Raw genomic sequence first — 22,860 nt, forward strand, 5'->3', positions numbered from 1 at the left:
TCGCCCTGTTCAGCCAGCGGTGGGCCGTGGCGACCGAGGCGCGTCTTCGCTGCGCGACAGCAGTGCGTCCGCGCGACGCACCAGCTCGGCCGCGGAAAACGGCTTGGCCAGTACCTCCATCCCTGCCTCCATGTGCCCGGCGCCGACCGCCGCACTGGCCGCGTAGCCGGTGATGAACATGACCGGTAAGCCGGGGCGGCATTGCCGGCCGGCGTCGGCGACCTGCCGGCCATTCAAGGGCCCGGTCAGCCCGACGTCGGTCAGCAGAAGATCGATCGGCTCCACCGAGCGCAACACGTCCAGGGCAGGCGGTCCCTCGGAGGCTTCGATCACCCGATAGCCTGCCGACACCAGCACCTCACTGACCAGTACGCGCACCGCGGTTTCGTCTTCCACCAGCAGCACGGTGCGCATCGGCCCGCGCCGCACTTCGTTCTCGGCCACCGCCGCCGCTGGGTCCGCCGGCGCCTGCGTGCCTTCGGCCATCCGCGGCAGGTAGAGATGCATCGTGGTGCCCTGCATGGGACGGGAATCCACTTGGACCTGACCACCGGACTGCCGCGTGAATCCGTAGATCATCGAAAGCCCGAGGCCGGTGCCCTGGCCGATCGGCTTGGTGGTGAAGAACGGCTCGAACACCTTGGCTACGACGTCCGCTTCCATGCCCGTGCCGCTGTCGCGTACCGACAAGCGCACATAGGGGCCAGGCGGAAGTTCAAGCGCTGCTGCATCGGTACCGGCCAGTTCGACGGCGTGGCTGCTGATGTCCAGTGTTCCGCCATCAGGCATGGCATCGCGTGCATTGATGCACAGGTTCAACAGCGCATTCTCCAGCTGTGGCCCATCGACCTGCACCGCGGCACCGCCATCGTCGAAAGCGGTGCTGATGGCGATCGAAGGCCCCAGCGAGCGCGTGATGATCTCCATCATCCCGAGCACCATCTGCTCCACCACCACACCGGTGGGGGCGAGGGTCTGCCGCCGCGAGAACGCCAGCAGTCTCTGGGTCAGCGCCGCGGCGCGGTCGGCACCGGAACGCGCCATTTCCACGTAGCGGCCCAGGTCGTCGATACGTCCCTGCGCGACCCGCATTTCCAGCAGTTCCAGTCCCATCGACACCGACGTCAGCAGATTGTTGAAATCGTGCGCGATGCCGCCGGTAAGCTGGCCGACCGCTTCCATTTTCTGGCTCTGCCGCAGCTTTTCTTCGGTCATCAACAACTCGGCACTGCGCTCGCGCACGCGCTCTTCCAGGGTGACCGTCAGCTGCTGCAGCCGCTCTTCGGCCTCGCGTTTCCCGGTGATGTCCGTGGCCGTGCCGAACCATTCGCTGACCGCCCCGTCCGCATCCAACATGGGGACCACGCGCATCAGCACCCAGCGATGGCTGCCGTTGCGCAGCGGCGTGCGGTGCTGGATCTCGAACGGCTTCTTCTGCCGGTCCGCCTCGGCGATGGCGGCATCCACCATGGCGCGGTCATCAGGATGTACGAAGGCTTCCCGCCAGTTCCAGTCCGGCGGCAACAATTGCGCGGTATCGCCCTGGCGCAGGATCTGCCGGCGCTCGCGCCAGTCCGCCGACAGCGCATACAGTACCTGCGAAGAGGCAGCCACCAGCGCGCCAAGCCGCCGCTCGCTGGCAGCAAGGGCATCGACCGCAGCCCGCTCCAGGGTGCGGTCGCGCAGCACGATGACGAAGCCGATCGCAGTGCCCTCCTCGTCGCGCAGCAGGGTCAGTGCGCCCTGCGCCCAGAAGGTTTCGCCGGTCTTCCGCAGCAAGGGGCGCTCGCCGGACAGCCCGCCTTCGGCCAGCGCCACCTTCATTCCGTGCTGGAACCGGCCTGCCCGGCGATCCTTCTCCAGGTAGAAGCGCTCGGGGGTCTGCCCCAGCATCTCCGCTTCGGTCCAGCCAAGCGTATGCCGTGCACCTTCGTTCCACAGCGTGATGCGCCCTTCCAGGTCCATGGCGAAGATGGCGTAGTCCATCGCACTGTCCATGATCTGCCGGTGCCGCGCCTCGCTGCGCCTGAGCCTGCGCTGCAACGCCACCTGCGAGGTGACATCCAGGCCCTGCACGAACACGCCGATCGACTGGCCCGCCTCGTCCTTGACCGGCTGGAACACGATGTCCAGCTTGCGCGGCTCGGCCGTGCCGCCATCGGCAGCGAGCGGGTCATAGGTGACCTCCGTGCCGATGTATGTCTCCCCGCTGCGGTACACCTGGTCCAGCAGCGGCAGGTAGCCCTGGTCGATGACTTCCGGGATCGCATCGGCCAGCCGCTGGCCGATCACCGGCCGATTCCCGACCATCTCGGCGTATCGCGGATTGGCCAGCTCCACCCGGTGCTCCGGCCCACTCAGGAAGGCCATGAACATCGGTGATTTCTCGAACAGCGCGATCAGCCGCTCGTTCTCATGGGCCAGCCGCCGCTGCGCCACGATGGCCTGGGTGACTTCGCGGGTCACGCAGAACACGCCGCCGATGCTGCCATCCTCACGATGGATCGGCGAGAACGAGAAGGTCCACCAGGTCTCCTCTTCGACGCCATAACGGTTCATCCGTACCGGCATATCGACATACCGCGATGATCCGCCGGCCAGGGCCTGTTCCACCGGCCCCTTCACTGCATCCCAGGCGTCCGCCCACAGCGTGCGCAGCGGTGCGCCCATCGCCTGTTCCAGCCGCGGGCCGAGGATCGGGCTGTAGGCATCGTTGAACAGGAACACCAACTCATCGCCCCACACCAGGTACATGCTCTCCGGACTGGCCAGCATCAGGCTGGTGGCATGCCGCAGCGCGAGTGGCCAGCCATCCGGATGGCCAAGCGGACCAGCGTGCCAGTCATGGCAGCGCACGCGATCGGCCGCCTCCCCGACAGTGAAGGGGAATCCGCGTTGGGCCTTGCCCAGGTAGGGGGAAGTCGACAAGACTGCGCACGCCAGGACCAGGAAAGCGGGCAATCTAATGCAGAAGTGGCGGCGACAGGTGTCAACGCGCTCCCTCGTGGGGCCTTGCATGAGCATCGAATTCACGCTGCACGGCAGCGTTATTCTCGATATTCCCTCGCTCTACGCCGAGCTCAACCGCGTGTTCATGGCAGACGAGGACTGGGCGCTCGGCAACAGCCTGGACGCGCTGGATGACCTGCTGTATGGCGGCTATGGCGCACTGCAAGGCCACAAGGCAGTGACGGTGGTCTGGCAGGACATGGAAACCAGTCGCGCCGCGCTCGGCGTGGCAGCCACCACAGCCTGGCTCCAGCAAAAGCTCGACCAGCCAGGGCGTTTCAACAGAGCATCCCTGCAGGCACAGCTGCTCGCCCTACAGCAAGGCCACGGCCAGACCTACTTCGACATCGTGCTGGACATCTTCGCCAGCCACCCGCATATCCACCTGCAGCCCGCATAACCGTCCGGGCGCCGAGCCATGCGCAGCGGTTCTGCGCTGGCCGTGGTAGCGCCGAGCCATGCTCGGCGGATGCCTCAGGTGACGACCAAGGTCGCCACTACGGTGCGGACTTGCCCGGCAGCAGATAGCGCAACCCCAGCGTGAAACCACGAGGGGCGATGCTCAGGTGGTCCTCGTCGTTCAACACATCCAGCCGCATCACCAGCGAGGGATAGCCGCGGCTGCGCAGCGTGCGCTCCATGCGGCGCGCATCCTCCACCATGTCATCGTCCTGCAGGTAACGCGGATCGCCGACCCGCTTCGCCTCGTATTCGCCGATGTAGAAGTACACCTTGGCCGGTATGTCCTTCAGGGTTGCCGCGGATGCCTGTTCCATGCGCTCCATCACGTGCTGGTCGAACCAGTACGACGGGCTGCCCAGCACATAGCCGGCAAACAGCGATGGCTCGCTCAGCAGGATCTGCGTGCCCAGCAGTGCGCCGTAGGAATGGCTCAGGAACAGGCGCTGCGTCTCATCGGTGCGCAAGCGCCTGGCCACGAACGGCAGCACCTGGTCGCGCAGGTAAGCGGCGTGAGCCGCCCCGCCGCCATGCACCGCATCGGCCGGCGCACCGTCTGCGCCGTTGACGGTCGGGGTGTAGTCGCGGCGGCGGCTCGGCATGCCTTCCTCACCCACTGCGTAGGACACCCCGACCAGGATGAACTCCTGCACCGAACTGCCCAGCCGGCGGCCAACCTGGCGTAGTACCGGGAAGGCATAGTCGGCATCGGTGACATACAGCACCGGGTAGCGGCGCGCAGGCTCCTTCTCATACGAAGCAGGAAGCTGCACGAACACCTGGTAATCGCGTCCGGAGACGGGATCCGGCACGTCCCATACCTGGCTTCCGATGATTTCGTACGGTTGGCCGTGTCCGCGCTGTGCAGGGGCGCGCTCACCCGCGCTTGCACCGCCCACCAGCAGCACGGCGAACAAACTCGATACCAGCAGGCGCATCATTCCAGCTCCCCGATGCGCTCAAGCACCGGCGCAGTGGACATGTCGTTCGGGTTGGTGCCCGGCGCCCCCTGGGGCACGTCCATGCCGCGGCTGCGGTAGAACTCCACCCAGTACGGCGACACGTCTCCCGTCTGCAGGTTCTTGAAGTTCATCGGCTGGGTGGCGAATACCTGTTGCGCACGGAACGCACGTTCGATGAAATCCGAGCAGTAGTAGCTGTTCTCATCCTGCACGTAGGTGTCGTTGTAGGGCTTGCCCAGCAGGGTGCGCGCCTTAGCGATGGCCGCCGGAATGGCCGCACGCTGTTCGCCCTTCAGGCGGTACAGCACCACGTGGCGGTGCTTGGCACGGGCATCATCGAGGAAGCTTTCCAGCGTCTGTTCGCGCGATCCCTTGTCATCGGCATGCAGCACGACCGCGCCGCCGGATGGGCGTGCGATCAGTGCGACGTGGTCGTAGCTCAGGGTACCTGGCTTGCCGGTCGCATCATTGATCGCACCGCTCAGGCCGGTGGTGGCGGCGGTGACGAACAGCAGGTCCCCGTTCTGTGGCTGGGGCGGCGCGGCCTGCGCCGGCAGCAGCGGTGCAAACAACAAGGCAAGGCATAGCAGGGCGACTCTCATGGACGATCACACGGCAGGACAAGACCGTGATGATGCCATGCCACTCGTGCCGCGGGAGGGTCCGCAGTGCGCCCTGCACGCAGCCGGCACGGCCGTTTGCCGATGATGTAGCCCCCCACCCGTCTGCCCTGCCATGGCCAAGCCGTCCGGTTCCCGTCTCGTCATCTACGCCGCCCTCGCCGGCAACCTCGCCATCGCCATCGCCAAGTTCATCGCCGCCGGCCTGTCCGGCAGCTCGGCCATGGTCAGCGAAGGCGTGCATTCGCTGGTGGACACCATCAACGAGCTGCTGTTGTTGTACGGCCTGCGCCGCGCCGAACGCAAACCCGATGCAACGCATCCGTTCGGCCATGGCCGCGAGCTGTACTTCTGGAGTTTCATCGTCGCGCTGCTGGTGTTCGCCGCCGGCGCCATCGTGTCCGGCTACCAGGGCGTGCAGCACATCCTGCACCCGGAGCCGGCCACCAACCACCTGGTGAGTTACATCGTGCTCGGTGTTTCGATGGTGTTCGAAGGCACTTCGTGGTGGATCGCGCTGCGCGAATTCCGCGCTACCAAGGGCAGCATGGGCTACTTCGAAGCCTTCCGGCGCAGCAAGGACCCCACCACTTTCACCGTGCTGCTGGAAGACAGCGCGGCGCTGCTCGGGCTGGGCTTTGCGATGGTCGGCCTGCTTGCCGCACAGCTGCTGGACATGCCGGTGCTGGATGGTGTGGCGTCGCTGTGCATTGCCGCCGTGCTGGCTGCCACCGCCTTCCTGCTGGCCCGCGAAACCAAGGGCCTTCTCGTTGGCGAGGCCGCACACCCGCATGTGGCTGAGCGCATCCTGGAAGTAGCCAGCGCCGATCCGGACGTGCGCCGTGCCAACGGCCTGAGCACCATGCAGATGGGACCCAACCAGGTCGTTGCGATGCTCAGTGCAGAGTTCGAAGACGACCGCACAACGCCGCAGATCGAGGAATGCATCACCCGCATCGAGCAGGCGGTGAAGCGCGAGTATCCCGAGCTGACGGCCTTGTTCATCAAACCGCAGACGCCGGAGGTCTATCGCGCGCGTCGGGCGGCGATTCTCGCCGGGCCGCCCTGACAACAACGCATGGTCGTCCGGCCGTAACTTGTCAACCGGCGCGTGCGTTGGCGTGCCGAAGCCGATTCCTCACCGCTTGAAGAAGAAAACACCGGCAGCGGCAGACTGCACGCCGCTGAGGATCATGACCCACTGCCGATGGCCACGGTGACAACCTGTAGGCGAACAAGCAATCCACCGTCATTCGCCCCGCGGCTCAGCGCGAGGGGGCGTTGAGTTCCCGGTTGAGGGCAACGATCGCCGCGTGGTCCGCGTCGGGGCCGAGACGGCTGCCATAGTCGCTCATCATCCGGTCCCGTTTGGACGGGGCTTCGCCCTTCCTGGCTGCTGCAATCGCTCTCTGCATTTCACTGGCATCGAAATCGCAGCAGTAGGCCGGGGTCGACGGCTGGATTCTCCAAGAGTCCTCCAGGCTGCCCGCATCCACGACGTCAAAGCCCATATCGTCAACGATGCGGCTGGCAATGGCCTTTGCTTCACCATCGTCACCGGCGACGGCGACCGCCAGGCGACCAGGCTGCCCTTTGGGCTTGCCCAGCGCGGCAAGCGAGTGCGCCAGAATGTTGTTGAATGCCTTGGTGACCGGGCGACCGAGTTGCCCCGAAACCCAAACGCTCTCCGTCATCCCCTCATCGATCGCGGCAATGTTGGGATCGCGCATCCCAGGGTAGTAGTTGCCTGTGTCAATGAGCGGCGCGTGCTTCGGAAGGGCGCCAAAGAGACCCTTTGGGAGGGCCGCAACGGCCGGCAACGGGATCGACAGGATGACAGCGTCTGCGCCTTCCACCGCGCCGTGGATGTCGACCGGCTCCGCTCCAAGGTCCGCTGCAAGCGCACGCACGCCCTCAACGCCACGCGAGTTTGCAACGCGAACCTCATGTCCTGCCGCGACCAGCTTTCGTGCCAGCGTGCTGCCGATATTGCCAGTGCCTATGATGCCAATTTTCATGTCGGATCCTTATTCGGAAGAGAGTCTGGGGTGGTGACAGGCATAGCTTTGCCGATCTGACTTTTCATGCACTCACTCGCGGGTCGAGCCCGTATTGCACGGGCGCGCCCAGATGCTCACGCAGCGTTGCCCCCTCATAGTCAAGCTGGAACAGCCCACGCTCCTGCAGAATCGGCACCACGCCATCCACGAACGCGTCGATGCCGTCGTCGTTGACATCCGAGGAGATCCAGAAGCCGTCTGCCGCCCCCGCCTCGAACCACGCTTGCATGTGGTTGGCTGCCTCCTCAGGGGGTCCCACGATCACGGGGTGATAGTCGATGACGCCATGAGCCAGGATGTCCCTCACGCTCCACCCTTCCTGAGCGGTTTTCAGTGCATGCGCTGAACGCGGATCGCGCGGCGATGGTCTTGCCGCAGCGAGCTGGGAGGCCGACAGGGGTTGATCGAGCGCATTGGGATCAACCCGAATGCCGAGCATATGTTGCAAGTAGGCCACGGTCCGCGGGAAGGAACGCTCCGCCAAGGCGATGCGGCGATCCAGAGCCGTGCGCCGATCCTTGGCGATGGTGGTCATCAAGCCCGGGATATATTTGATTTCGTCCGGGTCGCGCCCGGCCCGTTCTGCCGCATTTCGGAACGCCATTCGCTGCTCACGGGCGTCTTCAATCGTGAACGATGCGCCGATGACCGCATTGGCGAAGCGGCCTGCCAACTCATGCGCGTTGGGGCTCCCCCCGGCATGGAAGATGATGGGCTGCCCTTGCTCAGAAGGCGGGATGTAGAGCGGTCCGCGCGAACCCACGAACTTTCCGCGCAGGTTTATCGGCTTGATCTGATCAGAGTTGGCGAACTGTCCTGATTCTTGATCGTGAAGCCATGCGTCTTTACCCCAGCTGCCCCAAAGCGCCTGAACCAGCTGCACGAACTCGTGTGCGCGACCGTAGCGATCAGCACTCGACGGGATCTGTCGACCATAGTTGGCGGCCACATCCTCCCCGCTTGAGGTGACGGCATTCCAGCCGGCTCGACCGTGACTCATGACATCAAGCGCTTTGAACTGGCGCGCTAGATTGAACGGCTCGTTGAAGGTCGTCGACCCTGTAGCGACCAGGCCAATACGCTCGGTCGAACGTGCCACGGCCGCCAACGTCATCATGACGTCAAGATTGAAATGAGGCGGCTCGTTGGCAATGTCAGCCACTGCGCTCGGACCATCGGGCAGAAAGATGAACTGGAATTTTCCGCGTTCGGCAGCCTGCGCTTGGCGAACGCGTGCATCAAAGCTTGTGTAGTTGGTCGGGTCGACCCAAGGCATACGCCAAGCGCCGGATTGCGACCCGTAGCCGTTGCCCAAGTGGAGCCCGAGGAGCATTTTCTTCGCGTGGTTCACGGTGTTCGACCTTGGAGCCGGGGTGTGGGGGCTGCATCCATCGGGAGGCTGTGCAGTGCTGTCTCGACGAAAAGGAGACTGTCTCCGCTTTATGGATGGACTATATGGAGATACACTCCGGATATCAACCCCGCCGTCGACCTCATGTCAAAACTTCCTCAAGCTCGCCGTCCCCGTGCTGATGCGCAACGCAACCGAAGCCACATCCTGGATATCGCGCGGATCGCGTTTGGAGAGGAAGGGATCGACGTGTCCATGGACAGCATCGCCAAACGGGCCGGCGTAGGTCCCGGGACGCTCTATCGCCATTTCCCGACCCGCGACGCGCTGCTGGCGGCGCTGCTCGAAAAGCACTACGCGGATCTGGAAGACATACGCGTTTCCATCGAAGCAGACGAGCCCGAGCCGGCCGCGGCGCTACAACGCTGGATCGGCGCGCTCGGCGAATGGATGAACGCCTACGAGGGATTGCCTGAACCCCTGCGCGCGGCATGGTCTCAACCGAGCTCGGTACTGATGCCGACGTGCCAGTCGCTGGTCGACGCGTCAGAGCGTTTCCTCAATGCTGCGCAGCACGCTGGCAGCGCCAAGGCGTCCCTCACCGGGCGGGATATCTTTCTTGCCGCCATGGCTGTCGCGTGGGCGAGCTCGACGAAAAACGCCGATGGCAACGCGGTTGCCGCCCTGCAGGAAATGCTGCGCACGGGCTGGGTGGCGCGTGGCTGTCCGTAGCGGCGTTGGCGGTTCCTATCGATAGTTGCGACTGCGATGAACAATGAGTTCATGCCAGAAGGGCTTCTGCTTCCTGCCTTCCAATCCTATCGTTCTCCTGGTGCCCGGCGCCCTTGGATCAGCCTGATCAAGCGCAGGGCCATCCATGCAAACCGTCAGTCACTGCCATCAACAGGCGGCTGAACAAACAGGAGAATCCAGATGGCACGTCATGTCCGCTTCCATGAAACCGGTGGTCCCGAAGTTCTCAGGATTGAAGAGGTCCCCACCCCGGAACCCAAGGCCGGCGAGGTTCGGATAAGTGTCCGCGCCTTGGGCTTGAACCGGGCAGAAAGCATGTATCGGACGGGTCGTTACGTCATCGAACCACGGTTCCCGGCCACGATGGGCTATGAGGCTTCGGGCGTTGTCGATGCGATCGGGCCGGAGGTCAAAGAGCTGAACGTGGGTGATGCAGTCAGCGTGATCCCGGCCTTCATGTTCGATCAATACGGCCTCTACGGTGATCTGGTGATTGCCCCCGCCCGTGCCGTGGTGAAGAACCCCGACAACCTGTCATGGGAGGCTGCCGCAGCCACCTGGATGCCGTTCACCACCGTGTGGGGGGCCCTCATCGACCTCGCCAAGCTGGGAAAAGGTGACTACGTCGTTCTTTCGGCGGCATCCAGCAGCCTGGGCCTGGCCGCCCTGCAGGTGGCGAATTCTGTCGGCGCCACCGCGATCGCGATCACGCGGAAAGGGGAGAAAGTCGAAGAACTGAAGAGCGCTGGCTTCGCGCACATCGTTCAAACCGGTTTGGATGACGTCACCGCTGAGATCATGAAGATCACTGATGGTGCGGGCGCTCGCGTGGTGTTCGACCCGGTTGGTGGCCCGGACTTCGAAGGCATCGTAAAGGGCACGGCCAAGGATGCCTTCGTCTTCATCTATGGCGCCCTCAGCCACGACGTCACGCCGATCCCGGTCCTCCACGTCCTGGCCAAGCACACCACCATTCGTGGCTATGAGTTCATCGAAGTAACGGCCGACGATGAAAAGCTCGCGCGAGCGAAGGCTTTCATCACTGACGGCCTGGCCAAGGGCGTGTTCAGCCCGCAGATCGCGAAGGTTTTTCCCTTCGAGGAGATCGTTGAAGCCACCCGTTTCCTCGAGTCGAACACGCAGTTTGGCAAGATCGTGGTCACGCTGTAAGCCGGCGTTGCACCAACGCTGAAGCCCGGCCCGGTTCCAACGAGTCCGACTGTCGGGGTCCGGGCCTTACCGTTCGCTCCCCCTGTTGGCACCAAGCCATCTGGGATCAAGGGTCGCAACGTGTTCCGACACCCACTCTGCAAAGGCTTTCAGCGGGGGCGCGAGGTGTGCTCGGCTGTGGTATACCAGCGACACAGGCCGGGCTGCTGGACGGAAGCTGCCAAGCACCTCAACCAGGCTGCCGTCCTGCAGATACCGGTCCACGAGCAGACCAGGCACCTGGATGACACCAAACCCTGCGCGCGCACACTGGACATAGGCGGACGCATCGCTGACCAGCATGGTGCTTCTGGGCGCAACGACGGCGTCCTGCCCTTGAATCCGGAAATGCCACGGCAATGCCCGCCTGCTGAGTCCCGACAGGAAATTCACGCATGCCTGGTCAGCCAAGTCGCTCGGCAGCTTGAGGGCCGGAGCGGCTTGGACGTAACCAGGAGAGGCGCAGGTGATCATCTCCAAAGCGCCAAGCCGTCGCGCCACAAGGCTTGAGCTTGGCAGCTCTCCGATCCGCAGAACGCAATCGACGCCCTCGGCGATCAAGTCGACTGATCGGTCGCTTACTCCCAGCGTCATGGAGACCGCGGGATAGGCCTGTTTGAACCTGCCTATCATCGCCATGAACGATTCGACGGCGAATGCAGAAGGGACATCAATTCGCAAACGGCCGCGCACCGTGTGGCTCGGCGCGCTGAACATGGTCACCGCCTCGTCCACGCCGCCGAGGATCTCTTCTGCCTTCGCAAGGAAGGCTTCGCCTTCTGCCGTGAGGCTCACCCTTCGCGTCGTTCTCTGAAATAGGCGAACCCCCAAAGACGCCTCCAACTGGTTGATCGCCAGCGTGACCTGGGGCCGCCCGATCTGAAGGGCGTCGGCCGCTTTGGTGAAACTCTGCAACTCAGCGAGTTTCGAGAACAGACGGATCGACTGAAGCAGCTCCACAGCGTTCTCCTGGTGGGCCTGGCGGGAAGCCAAGGCGACCACGCCCTGACACCCGATGATTAGACAGCACCCATTGTAAGTTCTACGCGCAACAACGATGGGTCCGGCCCACGCCGTAGCTACGCAGAAAAAGAGCGACGGTTGCAGCACTGTCGGCGACGGGCCACGCCCCGGGAGGCAGGCCACGCTCCAGGAGTATGAGCGTGAGAAACATCTCGCTGTCGCGTGCGTTTGCCGAGCGCACTGATGCCTGCGCAAAGACCCGCTCTGCAACGTCGAGATACGGTTCCAACAACACCCCCCAGCGGTTCAGATAAACATCACGGGGCCAACCTGAGCGCGACAACGCCTTGCAGAACGCCTGGCAGGAGGAGTCCGCCGCCGTTCTTTCGATTGCGTCTGTGATGCGAAGCAGCGCGTCGCCAGGATCGGTCACTGCATGAAGGTCGAGCTCACAGGAAGGCATCGATGCCAGATGACCGTCCATGACCGACGTGTAGAGATGCTCCTTGTCGCGGAAGTGTGCATAGAGGGTCACCTTGCTGAGGCCACAGACCTCAGCGATCCGCTTCATCGTGGCGCGCTCGAAGCCTTCCTCCGCGAACACCGCTCCGGCCGCGTCCAGGATGCACTGGCGGCTCAGCGCCCGGGCGGCCTCCCAGCGCAGCGCGGTTCTGCTCGGGAAGCGGGCAGTTGCGGAAGTCTTCACAGGCGCCGGAACACCGCGCTGGCATTCACGCCGCCAAAGCCAAATCCGTTGGTCAGCGCAAACGCGATGTCCGCCTTGCGGGGTTCCCCGGCGACGATCGCCAGCCCTTCGGCCAATGGATCCGGGCGAACCAGATTGAGCGTCGCGGGCGCGACCTGATCACGCAACGCGAGCACGGTGAAGATGGCCTCGATGCCCCCCGCCGCCCCCAGCAGATGCCCGGTGCTGGACTTGGTGGCAGAGATCAGAAGGTCGGGACGGGAGCCAAATAGCGCACGCATCGCCGCGAGTTCTGCGCGGTCGCCCACCTGGGTGGACGTGGCATGCGCGTTGATGTGATCGACCTGCGCCGGCGTAATGCCTGCCTGTGCCAGCGCGATCTCCATCGCCCGCCGCGCCCCGCTGCCGTCGTCGGGCCCGGCTGTCAGATGGTAGGCATCGGAGGTCGTGCCGTAGCCAACCAGCTCGGCAAGCGGCTTGGCGCCGCGCGCCAAGGCGTGGTCCAGGCGCTCGATCACCACCAGCCCTGCCCCTTCGGACATGACAAACCCGTCCCGCTGCTCATCAAATGGGCGAGATGCAGCTTCGGGCGAGTCGTTGAACGACGTGCTGAGCGCCTTGGCCGCCGCGAAGCCGCCCAGGCTGACCCGGTGCATCGCCGCTTCCGCCCCGCCGCACAGCGCGATGTCCGCCTCACCGGACCTGATCAGCCGTGCTGCATCACCGATGGCCTGGACACCCGCCGCGCACGCCGTGACCGGCGCCCCCTGCGGGCCCTTGAACCCGTAACGGATCGACGCCTGCCCGGACGCCATGTTGGCCAGGAAGGTCGGTGCGGTGAAGGGCGACAGCCGCCCAGGTCCACGGCTTTCGGTGGTGTGCACCGCATTGACGATGGAGCCGAACCCGCCTATCCCGGTGGCAATCACGGTCGCCGTTCGCAGCAGCCCGCGCTCATCGGCTTCACGCCAGCCCGCCTGCTCCAGCGCTTCGTGAGCGGCGACCAACGCGAACTCGACGAACCGGTCCATCTTCTTGAGGTCCTTCGGCGCGATGATGCCGGTGGAATCAAAGCCCGCCTCGGGATCTTGAACGCGGTCAGGCACGCGGCCACCGACTGCACAGCCGGTGCCCTCTGCAAGGTCTTCGCCCAGCGATCCGATCCCGGAGTGCCCCGCCAGCAGGCGCGACCATACTGTTTCAACCCCGCATCCGAGCGGACTCACCACGCCCATTCCGGTCACCACGATGCGGTCTTTGTCAGCAATGCTCATGAATCAATTCCCATATAAAAGAGGTCCGCGCCAATGTCAGGCAACGGGGGTCTTCTCCGCTCGGACCTTGAACCAGATGGCATACATCGCCGGGAGGAAGACCAGCGTCATCACGGTGCCGGCGATGGTGCCGCCGATCAACGTGTAGGCAAGCGTTCCCCAGAACACCGAATGGGTCAGCGGAATGAAGGCAAGCACCGCCGCCAACGAGGTCAGGATCACCGGGCGCGCGCGGTGGACCGTCGCTTCGATGATGGCGTGGAAGGTGTCCATCCCCGCTTGTTCGTTCTCGTGGATCTGACCGATGAGGATGAGCGTGTTACGCATCAGGATGCCTGACAGCGCGACCAATCCCACCAGCGCGTTGATGCCGAATGGCTGCTGGAACAGCAGCAGGGTGGGCACCACCCCGATCAGCCCCAACGGACTGGTCATGAAGACCATGATCATCGCGGAGATGGACCGCACCTGCAGGATGATGATGAGCAGGGTCACCGCCAGCATGATCGGGAACAGCGGCAACATCGCACTCATTGCCTTGCCCGATTCCTCGATGGAGCCGGCCTGGGCGATGGCGTAACCCGCCGGAAGCGAGGCGATGAGCGGCTCAAGCTGTCTGCTGATCGCCGCCGATACATCCGGTGGCTGCAACGCATCGTCGATGTCACCGCGCACGGTGATGGTCGGCACCCGATCACGACGGCGCAGCAGCGGCTCTTCCATCCGCACCTCGACCGAGCCGATCTGGGACAGCGGCACACGCTGGCCACCGGCGCCGACCAGGGTGAAGTCCGCAATCCGCGCGGGATCCAGGCGTGTGTCCCCGCCCGATCGAGCGACAACCTCGACGGTGCGGATGTCCTCGCGTACGGCAGTGACCGGCACCCCGCTCAGGAAGAACTGCAACTGCTGCGAGACCGACGCCGAGGTCATGCCCATCGCTTGCAGCCGATCCTGATCCAGCGTGAAGTGCAGCGTCGGCGTGCGCACGCCCCAGTCCGTGTTGACCGTGCGCATCATCGGGCTGGCGTGCAGGGTCTGCTCGACTTTGGCCGCGATACCACGGATGACGTCCGGATCCGGACCGCTGACCCGATAGGCCACCGGATAGGGCGAGTAAGGCCCGAACACCAGCTGCGTCACACGCACGCGTGCTTCGGGCGCCAGGCCCTCCGCCACGGCCTGACGCAGGCGTGCTTTCAGGGCATCGCGCTGGTCCTGGCTGTCGGTGCGCACCACGATCTTCGCAAACGCCGGATCCGGCAATTCCGGTGAGATGGCCAGATAGAAACGGGGCGCGCCCTGGCCGATGTAGGCGGTGACGATCTTCGCTTCTTCCTGCCCAGCGAGCCACTGTTCCACCTTCCTCGTGGCCAGGCTGGTCTGTTCGATAGCCGTGCCGTAAGGCATCTGCACTTCGACCAGGACCTCCGGACGGTCAGAGATCGGGAAGAACTGTTTCTTCACCACGCCCATGCCCACCACCGAAAGCACGAACAGGCCGATCACCGAACCTGCGGCAAGCCACTTGCGGGCGATCACACGCGCCAGGATCGAACGGAAGCGGTTGTAGCGCGGCGTGTCGTAGAGGCTGTTGTGGCCGCCTTCCACGGTCTTGAGTTCCGGCAGCAGCTTCACCCCCAGGTAGGGCGTGAAGAACACCGCGACCACCCACGACACGATCAGCGCGATGCCCACGATCCAGAACATGTTGCTGGTGTACTCGCCAGCCGTGGAGCGGGCGAAGCCGTTGGGCATGAAGCCCACTGCGGTCACCAGTGTGCCGGCCAGCATGGGCGCTGCCGTATGGCTCCATGCGTAGGCCGATGCCTTGACCCGGCTGTAGCCTTCTTCCATCTTCACCACCATCATCTCGATGGCGATGATCGCGTCGTCGACCAGCAGGCCAAGCGCCAGGATCAACGAACCGAGCGTGATGCGGTCGAAGTTCTTGCCGGTCGCAGCCATCACCATGAACACCGCAGCCAGCGTCAGCGGCACGGCTGCGGCCACCACGATGCCGACCCGCCAGCCCATGCTGACGAAGCACACCAGCATCACCACCAGCAGCGCGGCGAAGAACTTCATCATGAACTCGTCGACCGACGCACTGATGTTCACCGCTTGGTCGGTGACCTTGTCCAGCGTCATCCCCACGGGCAGCCCTTCGTTGATCGACTTGACCTCCGCATCCAGTGAGGTACCAAGATCCAGGCCGTTCCACCCGTCACGCATGACGATGCCCAGCAGCATGGCGGGCTCGCCACCGTTGCGGATCATGAAGGTCGACGGATCTTCATAGCCACGCTTGACGGTGGCGATGTCACGCAATTTGAGGGTCTTTCCCTGCGCGACGATGGGCGTGTCGCGGATCTTTTCCAGCTGGTCCAGCGCGCCATCCAGGCGGATGAATATCTGCGGTCCTTTGGCTTCGACGGAGCCGGCCGGCGTCAGGGCGTTCTGCCCGTTCAGCGCTCCGAATACCTCCTGCGGCGTGATCCCGAGGTTGGCCAGCCGCTCATGCGAAAGCTCCACATAGATGCGCTCGGGCTGCTCACCGATGATGTTGACCTTCTTCACGCCGGGCACGTGCAGCAGGCGCTGGCGCAGGGTTTCGGCGTCGCGTGCCAGCGCGCGGAATGGTTCGCCCTTCGCTTTCAACGCAAACAGCGCAAACGTGACATCCGCGTACTCATCGTTGACCATCGGGCCGATCACGCCTGACGGCAGGTTCGCCGCTTCGTCGTCCATCTTCTTGCGCGCCTGGTAGAACTCCTCCTGCACCTGCGAAGGCGGCGTGCCGTCCTGCAATGTCAGCGTGGTGAAGGACAGGCCAGGCCGCGTGTAGGTTTCGCTGCGGTCGTACCAGCGCAGTTCCTGCAGGCGCTTTTCCAGCTTCTCGGCGACCTGGTCCTGCATTTCCGTGGGCGTGGCGCCCGGCCAGGCCGTCACGATGGTCATGACCTTGACGGTGAACGCGGGGTCCTCGGCGCGACCGAGCTGGAAGAAAGAAACAATGCCGGCAACGGAAACCAGGAAGATCAGAAAGACCGTGATGGCGCGCTCGCGCACCGCAAGCGCCGACAGATTGAACCCACTCACTGCTGGGCCCCGTTCGCAGGAGCAGCGCTCGTGGCCACGTCGGCAAGCCGGACCACCTGCCCTTCGCGGAGCAGGTGCGCGCCAAGCGCCGCCACGCGGTCCGACGCTTTCAAGGCGCCCTCGACCAAGGCCTGGTCATCGCCCAGCTGCTTGACTGCCACCGGCTTCCAGCTGGCTTTGAGTGGCTCGCCGCTGACCACCCATACGCCGGTTCCGGTGCCGGGATCAAACAGCGCCCCCAGCGGAACCTCAAACCCGGCGGAGACGCCGGCGGGTGCGGCGCCTGCAAGCTCGACCGCCACCGTGGAGCCCAGCGGCAACGGCGCATCGGTGTCTTCCAGCGTGTAACGGGCTTCAAACGTGCGGGTTGTGGGGTCTGCCGACTCAGAGAGCACGCGCAACCGCGCAGGGATCCTCCCGGCTCCTCCGAACGAGGACGCCGACGCCACCGAGCCGATTTGCGGACGCAGCGTTTCGGGCAGCTGGACCACGGCCTCGCGATGGCCTGCACGGGCAAGCCGGGCGACGATCTGCCCCGCCGCCACCACCTGGCCGGGCTCGGCGGAAATGGACATCACTACCCCATCGGCATCGGCGACGAGCGCGGTGTACTGGCTCGCATTGCGCGCAACCCGTGCCTGCGCTTCGGCCGCCTTGAGCTGCGCCGCTGTGGCATCGGCCGACGCTTTGATCTGGTCATAGGCCGATCGGGACACCACGCCCTTGGCCGCCAGTTCGCGATAGCGCGCCTCGTCGGCGGTGGCCTGCATGCTTTGCGCGCGGGCTGCGATGACAGCCTGCTGCTGGGAGGCCGCTGCCAGATCCAGGTCGATCGGATCAATCCGGTAGAGCACATCGCCGCGCTTGACCGCCTGCCCGGTATCGACGAGGCGTTCGGTGACCTTTCCACCGACCCGGAAGGCCAGATCGCTCTGTACCCGTGCGGCGACCGTGCCGGTGAGTGTGCGTGCGTTTCCCGCGCCCGTCTGGACCTGGGCAACCCGGACGATGGGCGGCGCAGTACGCGGGTCGCTGTCGACCGACTTTGCACAGGCCACAAGCACGAGCGGAGCGACACAGGAGATGGCTATGACTACAAAGCGGCGACGCATACGGCCTTCCGGAGTGGGGTATCCGGACGCATTCTGTTCCTTGTGACCAATATAGTCAACAGTCACTAACTACGGGGCAAGACTCCTGAGAACCAGCTCCTGCAGTGCCGTAGGCGCTTCCTCATGCAGGCCAGACAAGTGCGGAAGGGTCACCGGGTTCAGGTAGGGGACGAGTACCTGATAGACCGCGCGGCTGGTGTGGTCGAGCGGGGTCCTGCGCTCGAACGCCCCGGCGTCGCGCCCATCTTTCAGGATCTCTTCGACAAGTCCGCGGATGCGGCTCTGGTACGCCTGGGTGGACGGCCACCGGTCGGTCGCGGCCGCAACGGCGATTTCATAGAGCCGACGATCGTGCAGGAACAGGCGAAGACTGGCGTCCACGATGGCGGTGAAGAGCACCCGCAGCCGGTCCGGGGCTGCTTGAACCCCCTGCAGGGCCTCACGCACCTCGCTTTCGATCTGGGCCAGGCAGTTGGCGCAGATCACCTCCCCGATCGCCTGCTTCGAGGCAAAAAACTTGTAGATGTAGGCCTTGGAGAAGCCAATGGCTTTGGCCAGGTCGGAGACCGTGGTCTTGTCGTAGCCAAAGTGGCTGAAATGGGCGGTGGCAGCCTCGATGATCTGGGTGCGCACGTCATGCTCAGCGGGGCCACGCCCGGCATCGAACGCTGCGGAAAGTGAAGTAGGCATGCGGCAAGGGTAGCGCCGTGACGAAGTGCGGGCAAACGGTGACCAGTCGAGTATCAGGTCACAACACGCCCCGATAGGTGACTATTGACTTGCTTGGTCACTGGAATAAGAATCCGCCAGAGCCTGCCGGCCGACGCGCCAGGCAGGCCAGACACGCGGTAGGAATGACGTCTGGCTCCCGGATATCTCCTTGCATGCGAACCGTCGGACCTACCTTTGCCTGTGGAGGGCAAGCAATGACCACAAAAACACTACTCGCACTTGCGTTGCTCGGTGCCTTGGCCAGCGTGGCCAGCAACGCAGGGGCCGCTGCATTCCAGTTGAAGGAAAAGAGCGCCAAGGGTATGGGGCGGGCGTTCGCGGGATCGATCAGTGCGCCAGGGGACGCATCCGTCATTGCCGACAACCCCGCCGCAATGCGGCTGCTGGATGGTCGGGTCTTCCAAGCCGATGCCAGCGTTGTGAACTACACCATCAACTTCAAGGGCCAAGGCCGCGATGCGCTCGGCCGCCCTCAGTCTGGCGGGGATGGCGGTGATGCCGGCGACACGAGCCCTGTTCCGGCCCTGTATTTCCACACGCCTTTGGGTGACAACGCTCACCTGGGACTTTCCGTGACCGCACCATTTGGCTTCAAGACCGAATACGACAGCAACTGGGTGGGGCGATACAACGGGATCAAGACGGAGATCAAGGCGGTCGACCTGGGCCTCTCGTTCTCTTACGACATAAACCCCTATGTGTCCTTGGGTGCGTCAGTCTTCGTCGAACGCGCAGAAGCCGAGCTCTACGATGCCGTCGACTTCGGTGCGGTCCTGGCCGGCGCGCGGGCGCCGGGCTTTGCCCCCGGCAGCGCCGATGGCTACACCCGCATCGAGGCCAAGGATGATGCGGTCGGCTTCACGCTGGGCGGTCTTTTCACGCCGGTGGAAGGCACCAACATCGGCATTGCGTACCGGTCCAAGGTCGACCACAGGCTCAACGACGCGGATATCAGCTTCGACGTTCCAGCCAGTGCCGCTCCCTTCCTGGCAGCGGCCCGTCCAGGGTGGTTTGTCGACACACAAGCCAGCACAGCGCTCAATCTTCCCGCCACGCTGACCGGCAGCATCAGTCATCACGTCAATGATCGTTGGACGCTCATGGCCGATGTCACGCGCACCGGGTGGTCAAAGTTCGCGGAAGTGCGACTGGACTTCGACTCGGCCCAGCCCACACGGGCTTTGGACTTCGGCTATCGGGATACGACCTTCGCCTCGATCGGTGCAGAGTACCGCTATAACGAGAAGCTGACCCTGCGTGCGGGCCTGGCCACCGACCAAAGCCCGGTCACCGACGATACCCGTGATGTCCGCGTGCCGGACACCGACCGCAAGTGGGTCTCCCTGGGCGCGACCTATCGTGTTTCCGGATCAGCCGAATACAGCGTTGGTTACACCCACCTCTTCCTCGACGAGCCGGAGGTGTCACTGGTGTCGGCGACGGGCAGTACGCTGCAAGGCAAGTACGACGTCGGCACGGATATCGTGGCTTTCTCTGCGGCTTACTATTTCTGAAGCATCGGGCGCGTCCCCTCCCGCGTCCGTAGGCTGGCGGTGCAAGCCGCCAGCCGCTCTTTCGTGCCTCCCATGCTACGTGGGATCCGCACCGCCCCCTGCAGTGCATCGAGGACGAGCCGCTGCCTTGATGGCAACCGGGGATGCCCGGGGGCGGCGCCGTCCGGGACCCTATCTGACGCTCCGGCCCATGGCTCCCCAGCACGCCATTGGGACCTGTGTGACAGGCTGTGGCATGACGATCGGCCTGCCCTGCCCTCCTTCTGCCGGCTCCCTGACCACACAGTTCGCGGATTTGCCGGTGGGTCAGCTTAAACTTGGTGCCTGGGCGATGCGGGCAGCCGCCTCCGTCGCAACAACCGTATCCCTGGTCGATCCGCTCGGTGTCCGTCGCAACATCAGACCTGACCCGTTCGAGGCGCCGCCGCAACAGCGGTGCCAGCGAACAACGCTACTTGCCGCCAGCGACCCGGACCGACCGCTACACCCCGTAAGGACGCTTCTTGCAAACTGCTGATTCCAATTCGAAATCCTCCTCGTCCAAGAACGCCGCCGAGCACACCCCGCTCATGAAGCACTATTCGCGTATGGCTCGCCGCTGCCGCACGCCAGAGCGGCCAGCCGCTGACCACGGTCAGCCGCCGGATCAAGGCGCTGGAGCAAGCACTGGGCGTGCAACTGCTTCACCGCACCACGCGTCGGCTGAGCGTCTCCGAAGCGGGCCGCGCATTCTATGGCGGCTGCGTGCAAGCCGAGGATGCACTGGAGGACGCCATACTCGGCGCACGCAACCTGCGTGGCACCGCGCAGGGCACGCTGCGGGTGTTGGTCCCGTATGCGCCAGGCCTGCTGGCACTGGAACCGCGGCTGGCCGAATTCCACGAGCGCCATCCCGAGGTGCAGCTTGCGCTGACCTACAGCAACGAACCGCTCGATCTGATCGAACATGGCCTGGACCTGGCGATCCGCACCGGTCCGCTGGCCGACTCCGGCTACGTCGCCCGCATCCTTGGCGTCTCGCGTGCGATCCTGGTCGCCAGCCCAAGCTACCTGACGCGGGCCGGCACGCCCTTGCATCCCCAGGAACTCGGCAGCCACACCGTGCTCGCGGTCGGCAGTGATGCGCCGCTCGTGACCTGGCAACTGCGCCACGGAGAGATCGAGCCGATCGAACTGACCTTGCGTCCGGTCCTGGTCTCCAACGAATCGGCCACGGTCATCCGGCAGGCACGGCACGGCGCCGGCATCGCCCTGCTCTCCCGACACCTGATCGGCGAGGCGCTATGCGACGGTGCGCTGGTTCAGGTGCTGCCCGGCTGGCAGCGCTGGCCCGACGTCGAGATCAGCGCGCTCTTCCACAAGCGCGCGACGCTGGACGGCAAGCTGCGCGTGTTCCTGGAATTCCTTCAGGAAGTCTTCCGCAGCTGGCGTTGAACTTGCGCACTCCGGCGCGCCATGTCAGGCGGCAATGGCGTGCGCATGCACGGACCAAATCTACCTGTCGACCCTCGCCTTGAAGCTCCAGGTGAAGAAGAACTCGGCGACCTGGTCGCCCTGCTCGTCCACGCCCACGCTTCGCAGCCGGAGGCTCTGCGCCTCTCCCGTCTCGATGGCCCGGCGCAGGACTGCGTCAACCTCGGCGCCCTGCTCGCAAGTGAAGATGATTTTCCCGACGGCCTTCTTGGTAAAGCCGGCCTCCAGGTTCGCCACCAGCATGGACACCGCGATCCCGGCCTTACGAATCTTGGACATGCACAGGGTGCCGGTGGAGAACTCCGCAGCCATGCCCTCCACTGCCCAGAACATGCTCTTGAACGGATTCTGGTTCAGCCACCCCAGCCTCACCGCGATCTGGCACCGCTGGTCGTCGAGGGCGTGGAGCTTGAGGCCGGCGATCCTGGCGATCGGGACCTTGCTCAGCAGGAAGGCATTGAAGAAATGTTTGTTCATGCATGAGGCTCGCGTGGACGGATTGCCAAGGTTGCCGACATCACTTCCCTGGGCGCAGTTGCGCCGAGCCGTGGATCACGACCCGAGCACCCGTCGCCTAGCGGCGGCGTACTGCCGCTTCAGCTGTTCCACGTAGCGGCCTGCCGGCTGGACAGTCTCGATGGCGCCGATGCCCTGCCCGCACCCCCATATGTCGTTCCACGCCTTGGCGCCGGCGCTCTCGCCGAAGTCCATCTTCGCCGGATCGCTTGCCGGCAGGTGGTCCGGGTCCAGTCCCGCGGCGGCGATGGACGGCTTCAGGTAATTGCCATGGACACCGGTGAAGAAGTCCGTGTACACAATGTCATCCGAGCTGCCACCGACGATGGCCTGCTTGTATGCGGGCACTGCACGCGCCTCCTCCGTCGCGATGAAGGGCGAACCGATGTAGGCGAAGTCGGCCCCCATGGCCTGGACGGCCAGGATCGCATCGCCCGTGGAGATGGCACCAGACAGGGCCAGCGGCCCGTCGAACCAGCGGCGGATCTCCTGGACCAGGGCGAACGGGCTCTTGGTACCGGCATGACCACCGGCACCGGCGGCGACGGCAATCAGGCCGTCCGCGCCCTTGGCAATGGCCTTCCTGGCGAATGCATCGCTGATGACGTCGTGCAGGACAACGCCGCCATAGCCGTGCGCCGCCTCGTTGATCTCAGGGCGCGCGCCCAGCGAGGTGATGATGATCGGCACCTGGTACTTGATGCACAGTTCCATGTCGCGCTCGAGCCGCAGGTTGCTCTTGTGCACGATCTGGTTGACCGCGAACGGAGCGGCCGGGTTGTCCGGATCGGCGCGGTCATGGGCCGCCAGCGCCTCGGTGATCTCGGCGAGCCATTCGTCCAGCTGTTCGGCCGGCCGCGCGTTCAACGCGGGCATCGAGCCGACGATGCCCGCGATGCATTGCGCGATGACCAGCGCCGGGGTACTGACGATGAACATCGGCGAGCCAATCACGGGGAAGGAAAGACGGTCGAACGGAGAGGGCAAACGGGACATGGTCATGCTCCTTCGCTATTCCGGTAAATATCGCGGTATAGAAGGCCCA

19 protein-coding genes are annotated in these 22,860 nt (G+C 64.5%); 6 read left to right on the top strand and 13 right to left on the bottom strand.

Annotation, left to right across the window (positions count from 1 at the left end; all coding sequences use genetic code 11):
* Nucleotides 1-9: 9 nt before the first annotated feature.
* A complete protein-coding gene (locus CXG43_RS01475; protein ID WP_269801218.1) occupies nt 10-2,856 on the bottom strand; it encodes a PAS domain-containing protein in 2,847 nt (948 codons plus the stop codon).
* Between the two features lie 160 nt (nt 2,857-3,016).
* Here CXG43_RS01475 and CXG43_RS01480 point away from each other — a divergent pair, with 160 nt between their 5' ends.
* Nucleotides 3,017-3,409: a barstar family protein gene (locus CXG43_RS01480; RefSeq protein WP_101098384.1), complete on the top strand. Its 393-nt coding sequence runs from the start codon at nt 3,017-3,019 to the stop codon at nt 3,407-3,409.
* Between the two features lie 97 nt (nt 3,410-3,506).
* On the opposite strand, the gene CXG43_RS01485 is transcribed toward CXG43_RS01480, so the two are convergent.
* Both CXG43_RS01485 and CXG43_RS01490 read right to left on the bottom strand, forming a co-directional pair.
* On the bottom strand, nt 3,507-4,409 hold the full coding sequence (locus CXG43_RS01485) for an alpha/beta hydrolase-fold protein (RefSeq protein WP_198551456.1): 903 nt from the start codon (nt 4,407-4,409) through the stop codon (nt 3,507-3,509).
* Complete coding sequence (locus CXG43_RS01490; RefSeq protein WP_101098386.1) at nt 4,406-5,032, bottom strand: YiiX/YebB-like N1pC/P60 family cysteine hydrolase; 627 nt, start codon at nt 5,030-5,032, stop codon at nt 4,406-4,408. The genes CXG43_RS01485 and CXG43_RS01490 overlap by 4 nt, the downstream gene beginning before the upstream one ends.
* Nucleotides 5,033-5,165: 133 nt before the next feature.
* Between CXG43_RS01490 and CXG43_RS01495 the strand changes: the two genes are divergently transcribed.
* On the top strand, nt 5,166-6,119 hold the full coding sequence (locus CXG43_RS01495; RefSeq protein ID WP_101098387.1) for a cation diffusion facilitator family transporter: 954 nt from the start codon (nt 5,166-5,168) through the stop codon (nt 6,117-6,119).
* Nucleotides 6,120-6,315: 196 nt separating this feature from the next.
* On the opposite strand, the gene CXG43_RS01500 is transcribed toward CXG43_RS01495, so the two are convergent.
* Complete coding sequence (locus tag CXG43_RS01500; RefSeq protein WP_101098388.1) at nt 6,316-7,068, bottom strand: NAD(P)-binding domain-containing protein; 753 nt, start codon at nt 7,066-7,068, stop codon at nt 6,316-6,318.
* Nucleotides 7,069-7,132: 64 nt separating this feature from the next.
* A complete protein-coding gene (locus CXG43_RS01505; protein WP_198551457.1) occupies nt 7,133-8,461 on the bottom strand; it encodes an NtaA/DmoA family FMN-dependent monooxygenase in 1,329 nt (442 codons plus the stop codon).
* 255 nt (nt 8,462-8,716) lie between these two features.
* Here CXG43_RS01505 and CXG43_RS01510 point away from each other — a divergent pair, with 255 nt between their 5' ends.
* Complete coding sequence (locus tag CXG43_RS01510) at nt 8,717-9,193, top strand: TetR/AcrR family transcriptional regulator (RefSeq protein ID WP_232767535.1); 477 nt, start codon at nt 8,717-8,719, stop codon at nt 9,191-9,193.
* A gap of 201 nt (nt 9,194-9,394) precedes the next feature.
* Nucleotides 9,395-10,384 carry a zinc-dependent alcohol dehydrogenase family protein gene (locus CXG43_RS01515; RefSeq protein ID WP_101098389.1) on the top strand — a complete coding sequence of 330 codons (990 nt, stop codon included), beginning with the start codon at nt 9,395-9,397 and terminating at the stop codon, nt 10,382-10,384.
* Nucleotides 10,385-10,450: 66 nt separating this feature from the next.
* Here the strand turns inward: CXG43_RS01515 and CXG43_RS01520 are convergent, their stop codons facing one another.
* The 6 genes from CXG43_RS01520 to CXG43_RS01545 form a co-directional block, all read right to left on the bottom strand.
* Nucleotides 10,451-11,383, bottom strand: a complete 933-nt coding sequence (locus CXG43_RS01520; RefSeq protein WP_101098406.1) for a LysR family transcriptional regulator — start codon at nt 11,381-11,383, stop codon at nt 10,451-10,453.
* 82 nt (nt 11,384-11,465) lie between these two features.
* Nucleotides 11,466-12,092: a TetR/AcrR family transcriptional regulator gene (locus CXG43_RS01525; protein ID WP_157825140.1), complete on the bottom strand. Its 627-nt coding sequence runs from the start codon at nt 12,090-12,092 to the stop codon at nt 11,466-11,468.
* Complete coding sequence (gene fabF, locus CXG43_RS01530) at nt 12,089-13,366, bottom strand: beta-ketoacyl-ACP synthase II (RefSeq protein ID WP_101098391.1); 1,278 nt, start codon at nt 13,364-13,366, stop codon at nt 12,089-12,091. The genes CXG43_RS01525 and fabF overlap by 4 nt, the downstream gene beginning before the upstream one ends.
* 36 nt (nt 13,367-13,402) lie before the next feature.
* A complete protein-coding gene (locus CXG43_RS01535; RefSeq protein WP_101098392.1) occupies nt 13,403-16,468 on the bottom strand; it encodes an efflux RND transporter permease subunit in 3,066 nt (1,021 codons plus the stop codon).
* Entirely contained in the window at nt 16,465-17,580 is a 1,116-nt protein-coding gene (locus tag CXG43_RS01540) for an efflux RND transporter periplasmic adaptor subunit (RefSeq protein WP_101098393.1), read from the bottom strand. The genes CXG43_RS01535 and CXG43_RS01540 overlap by 4 nt, the downstream gene beginning before the upstream one ends.
* A gap of 69 nt (nt 17,581-17,649) precedes the next feature.
* Nucleotides 17,650-18,270, bottom strand: coding sequence for a TetR/AcrR family transcriptional regulator (locus tag CXG43_RS01545; RefSeq protein ID WP_101098394.1), 621 nt, complete (start codon nt 18,268-18,270; stop codon nt 17,650-17,652).
* A gap of 236 nt (nt 18,271-18,506) precedes the next feature.
* On the opposite strand from CXG43_RS01545, the gene CXG43_RS01550 reads away from it, so the two are divergent.
* Both CXG43_RS01550 and CXG43_RS01555 read left to right on the top strand, forming a co-directional pair.
* Nucleotides 18,507-19,826 carry an outer membrane protein transport protein gene (locus CXG43_RS01550; RefSeq protein WP_101098395.1) on the top strand — a complete coding sequence of 440 codons (1,320 nt, stop codon included), beginning with the start codon at nt 18,507-18,509 and terminating at the stop codon, nt 19,824-19,826.
* Nucleotides 19,827-20,405: 579 nt separating this feature from the next.
* Entirely contained in the window at nt 20,406-21,260 is an 855-nt protein-coding gene (locus tag CXG43_RS01555; RefSeq protein WP_101098396.1) for a LysR family transcriptional regulator, read from the top strand.
* Between the two features lie 60 nt (nt 21,261-21,320).
* Here CXG43_RS01555 and CXG43_RS01560 read toward each other — a convergent pair whose 3' ends face one another.
* Both CXG43_RS01560 and CXG43_RS01565 read right to left on the bottom strand, forming a co-directional pair.
* Nucleotides 21,321-21,776 (bottom strand): DUF4442 domain-containing protein, encoded by a 456-nt coding sequence (locus CXG43_RS01560; RefSeq protein WP_101098397.1) that lies wholly within the window; start codon nt 21,774-21,776, stop codon nt 21,321-21,323.
* 75 nt (nt 21,777-21,851) lie between these two features.
* Nucleotides 21,852-22,811 carry a nitronate monooxygenase family protein gene (locus CXG43_RS01565; protein WP_101098398.1) on the bottom strand — a complete coding sequence of 320 codons (960 nt, stop codon included), beginning with the start codon at nt 22,809-22,811 and terminating at the stop codon, nt 21,852-21,854.
* Nucleotides 22,812-22,860 lie beyond the last annotated feature (49 nt).

Origin of the sequence: Stenotrophomonas sp. Bg11-02 (assembly GCF_002836635.1) — a bacterium.
Classification (GTDB): domain Bacteria; phylum Pseudomonadota; class Gammaproteobacteria; order Xanthomonadales; family Xanthomonadaceae; genus Stenotrophomonas; species Stenotrophomonas lacuserhaii.

Coding starts and splice junctions, on each gene's coding strand:
- CXG43_RS01480 (WP_101098384.1), top strand. CDS start 3,017: ATGAGCATCGAATTCACGCTGCACGGCAGCGTTATTCTCGATATTCCC.
- CXG43_RS01485 (WP_198551456.1), bottom strand. CDS start 4,409: ATGATGCGCCTGCTGGTATCGAGTTTGTTCGCCGTGCTGCTGGTGGGC.
- CXG43_RS01490 (WP_101098386.1), bottom strand. CDS start 5,032: ATGAGAGTCGCCCTGCTATGCCTTGCCTTGTTGTTTGCACCGCTGCTG.
- CXG43_RS01495 (WP_101098387.1), top strand. CDS start 5,166: ATGGCCAAGCCGTCCGGTTCCCGTCTCGTCATCTACGCCGCCCTCGCC.
- CXG43_RS01500 (WP_101098388.1), bottom strand. CDS start 7,068: ATGAAAATTGGCATCATAGGCACTGGCAATATCGGCAGCACGCTGGCA.
- CXG43_RS01510 (WP_232767535.1), top strand. CDS start 8,717: ATGGACAGCATCGCCAAACGGGCCGGCGTAGGTCCCGGGACGCTCTAT.
- CXG43_RS01515 (WP_101098389.1), top strand. CDS start 9,395: ATGGCACGTCATGTCCGCTTCCATGAAACCGGTGGTCCCGAAGTTCTC.
- fabF (WP_101098391.1), bottom strand. CDS start 13,366: ATGAGCATTGCTGACAAAGACCGCATCGTGGTGACCGGAATGGGCGTG.
- CXG43_RS01540 (WP_101098393.1), bottom strand. CDS start 17,580: ATGCGTCGCCGCTTTGTAGTCATAGCCATCTCCTGTGTCGCTCCGCTC.
- CXG43_RS01545 (WP_101098394.1), bottom strand. CDS start 18,270: ATGCCTACTTCACTTTCCGCAGCGTTCGATGCCGGGCGTGGCCCCGCT.
- CXG43_RS01550 (WP_101098395.1), top strand. CDS start 18,507: ATGACCACAAAAACACTACTCGCACTTGCGTTGCTCGGTGCCTTGGCC.
- CXG43_RS01560 (WP_101098397.1), bottom strand. CDS start 21,776: ATGAACAAACATTTCTTCAATGCCTTCCTGCTGAGCAAGGTCCCGATC.
- CXG43_RS01565 (WP_101098398.1), bottom strand. CDS start 22,811: ATGTCCCGTTTGCCCTCTCCGTTCGACCGTCTTTCCTTCCCCGTGATT.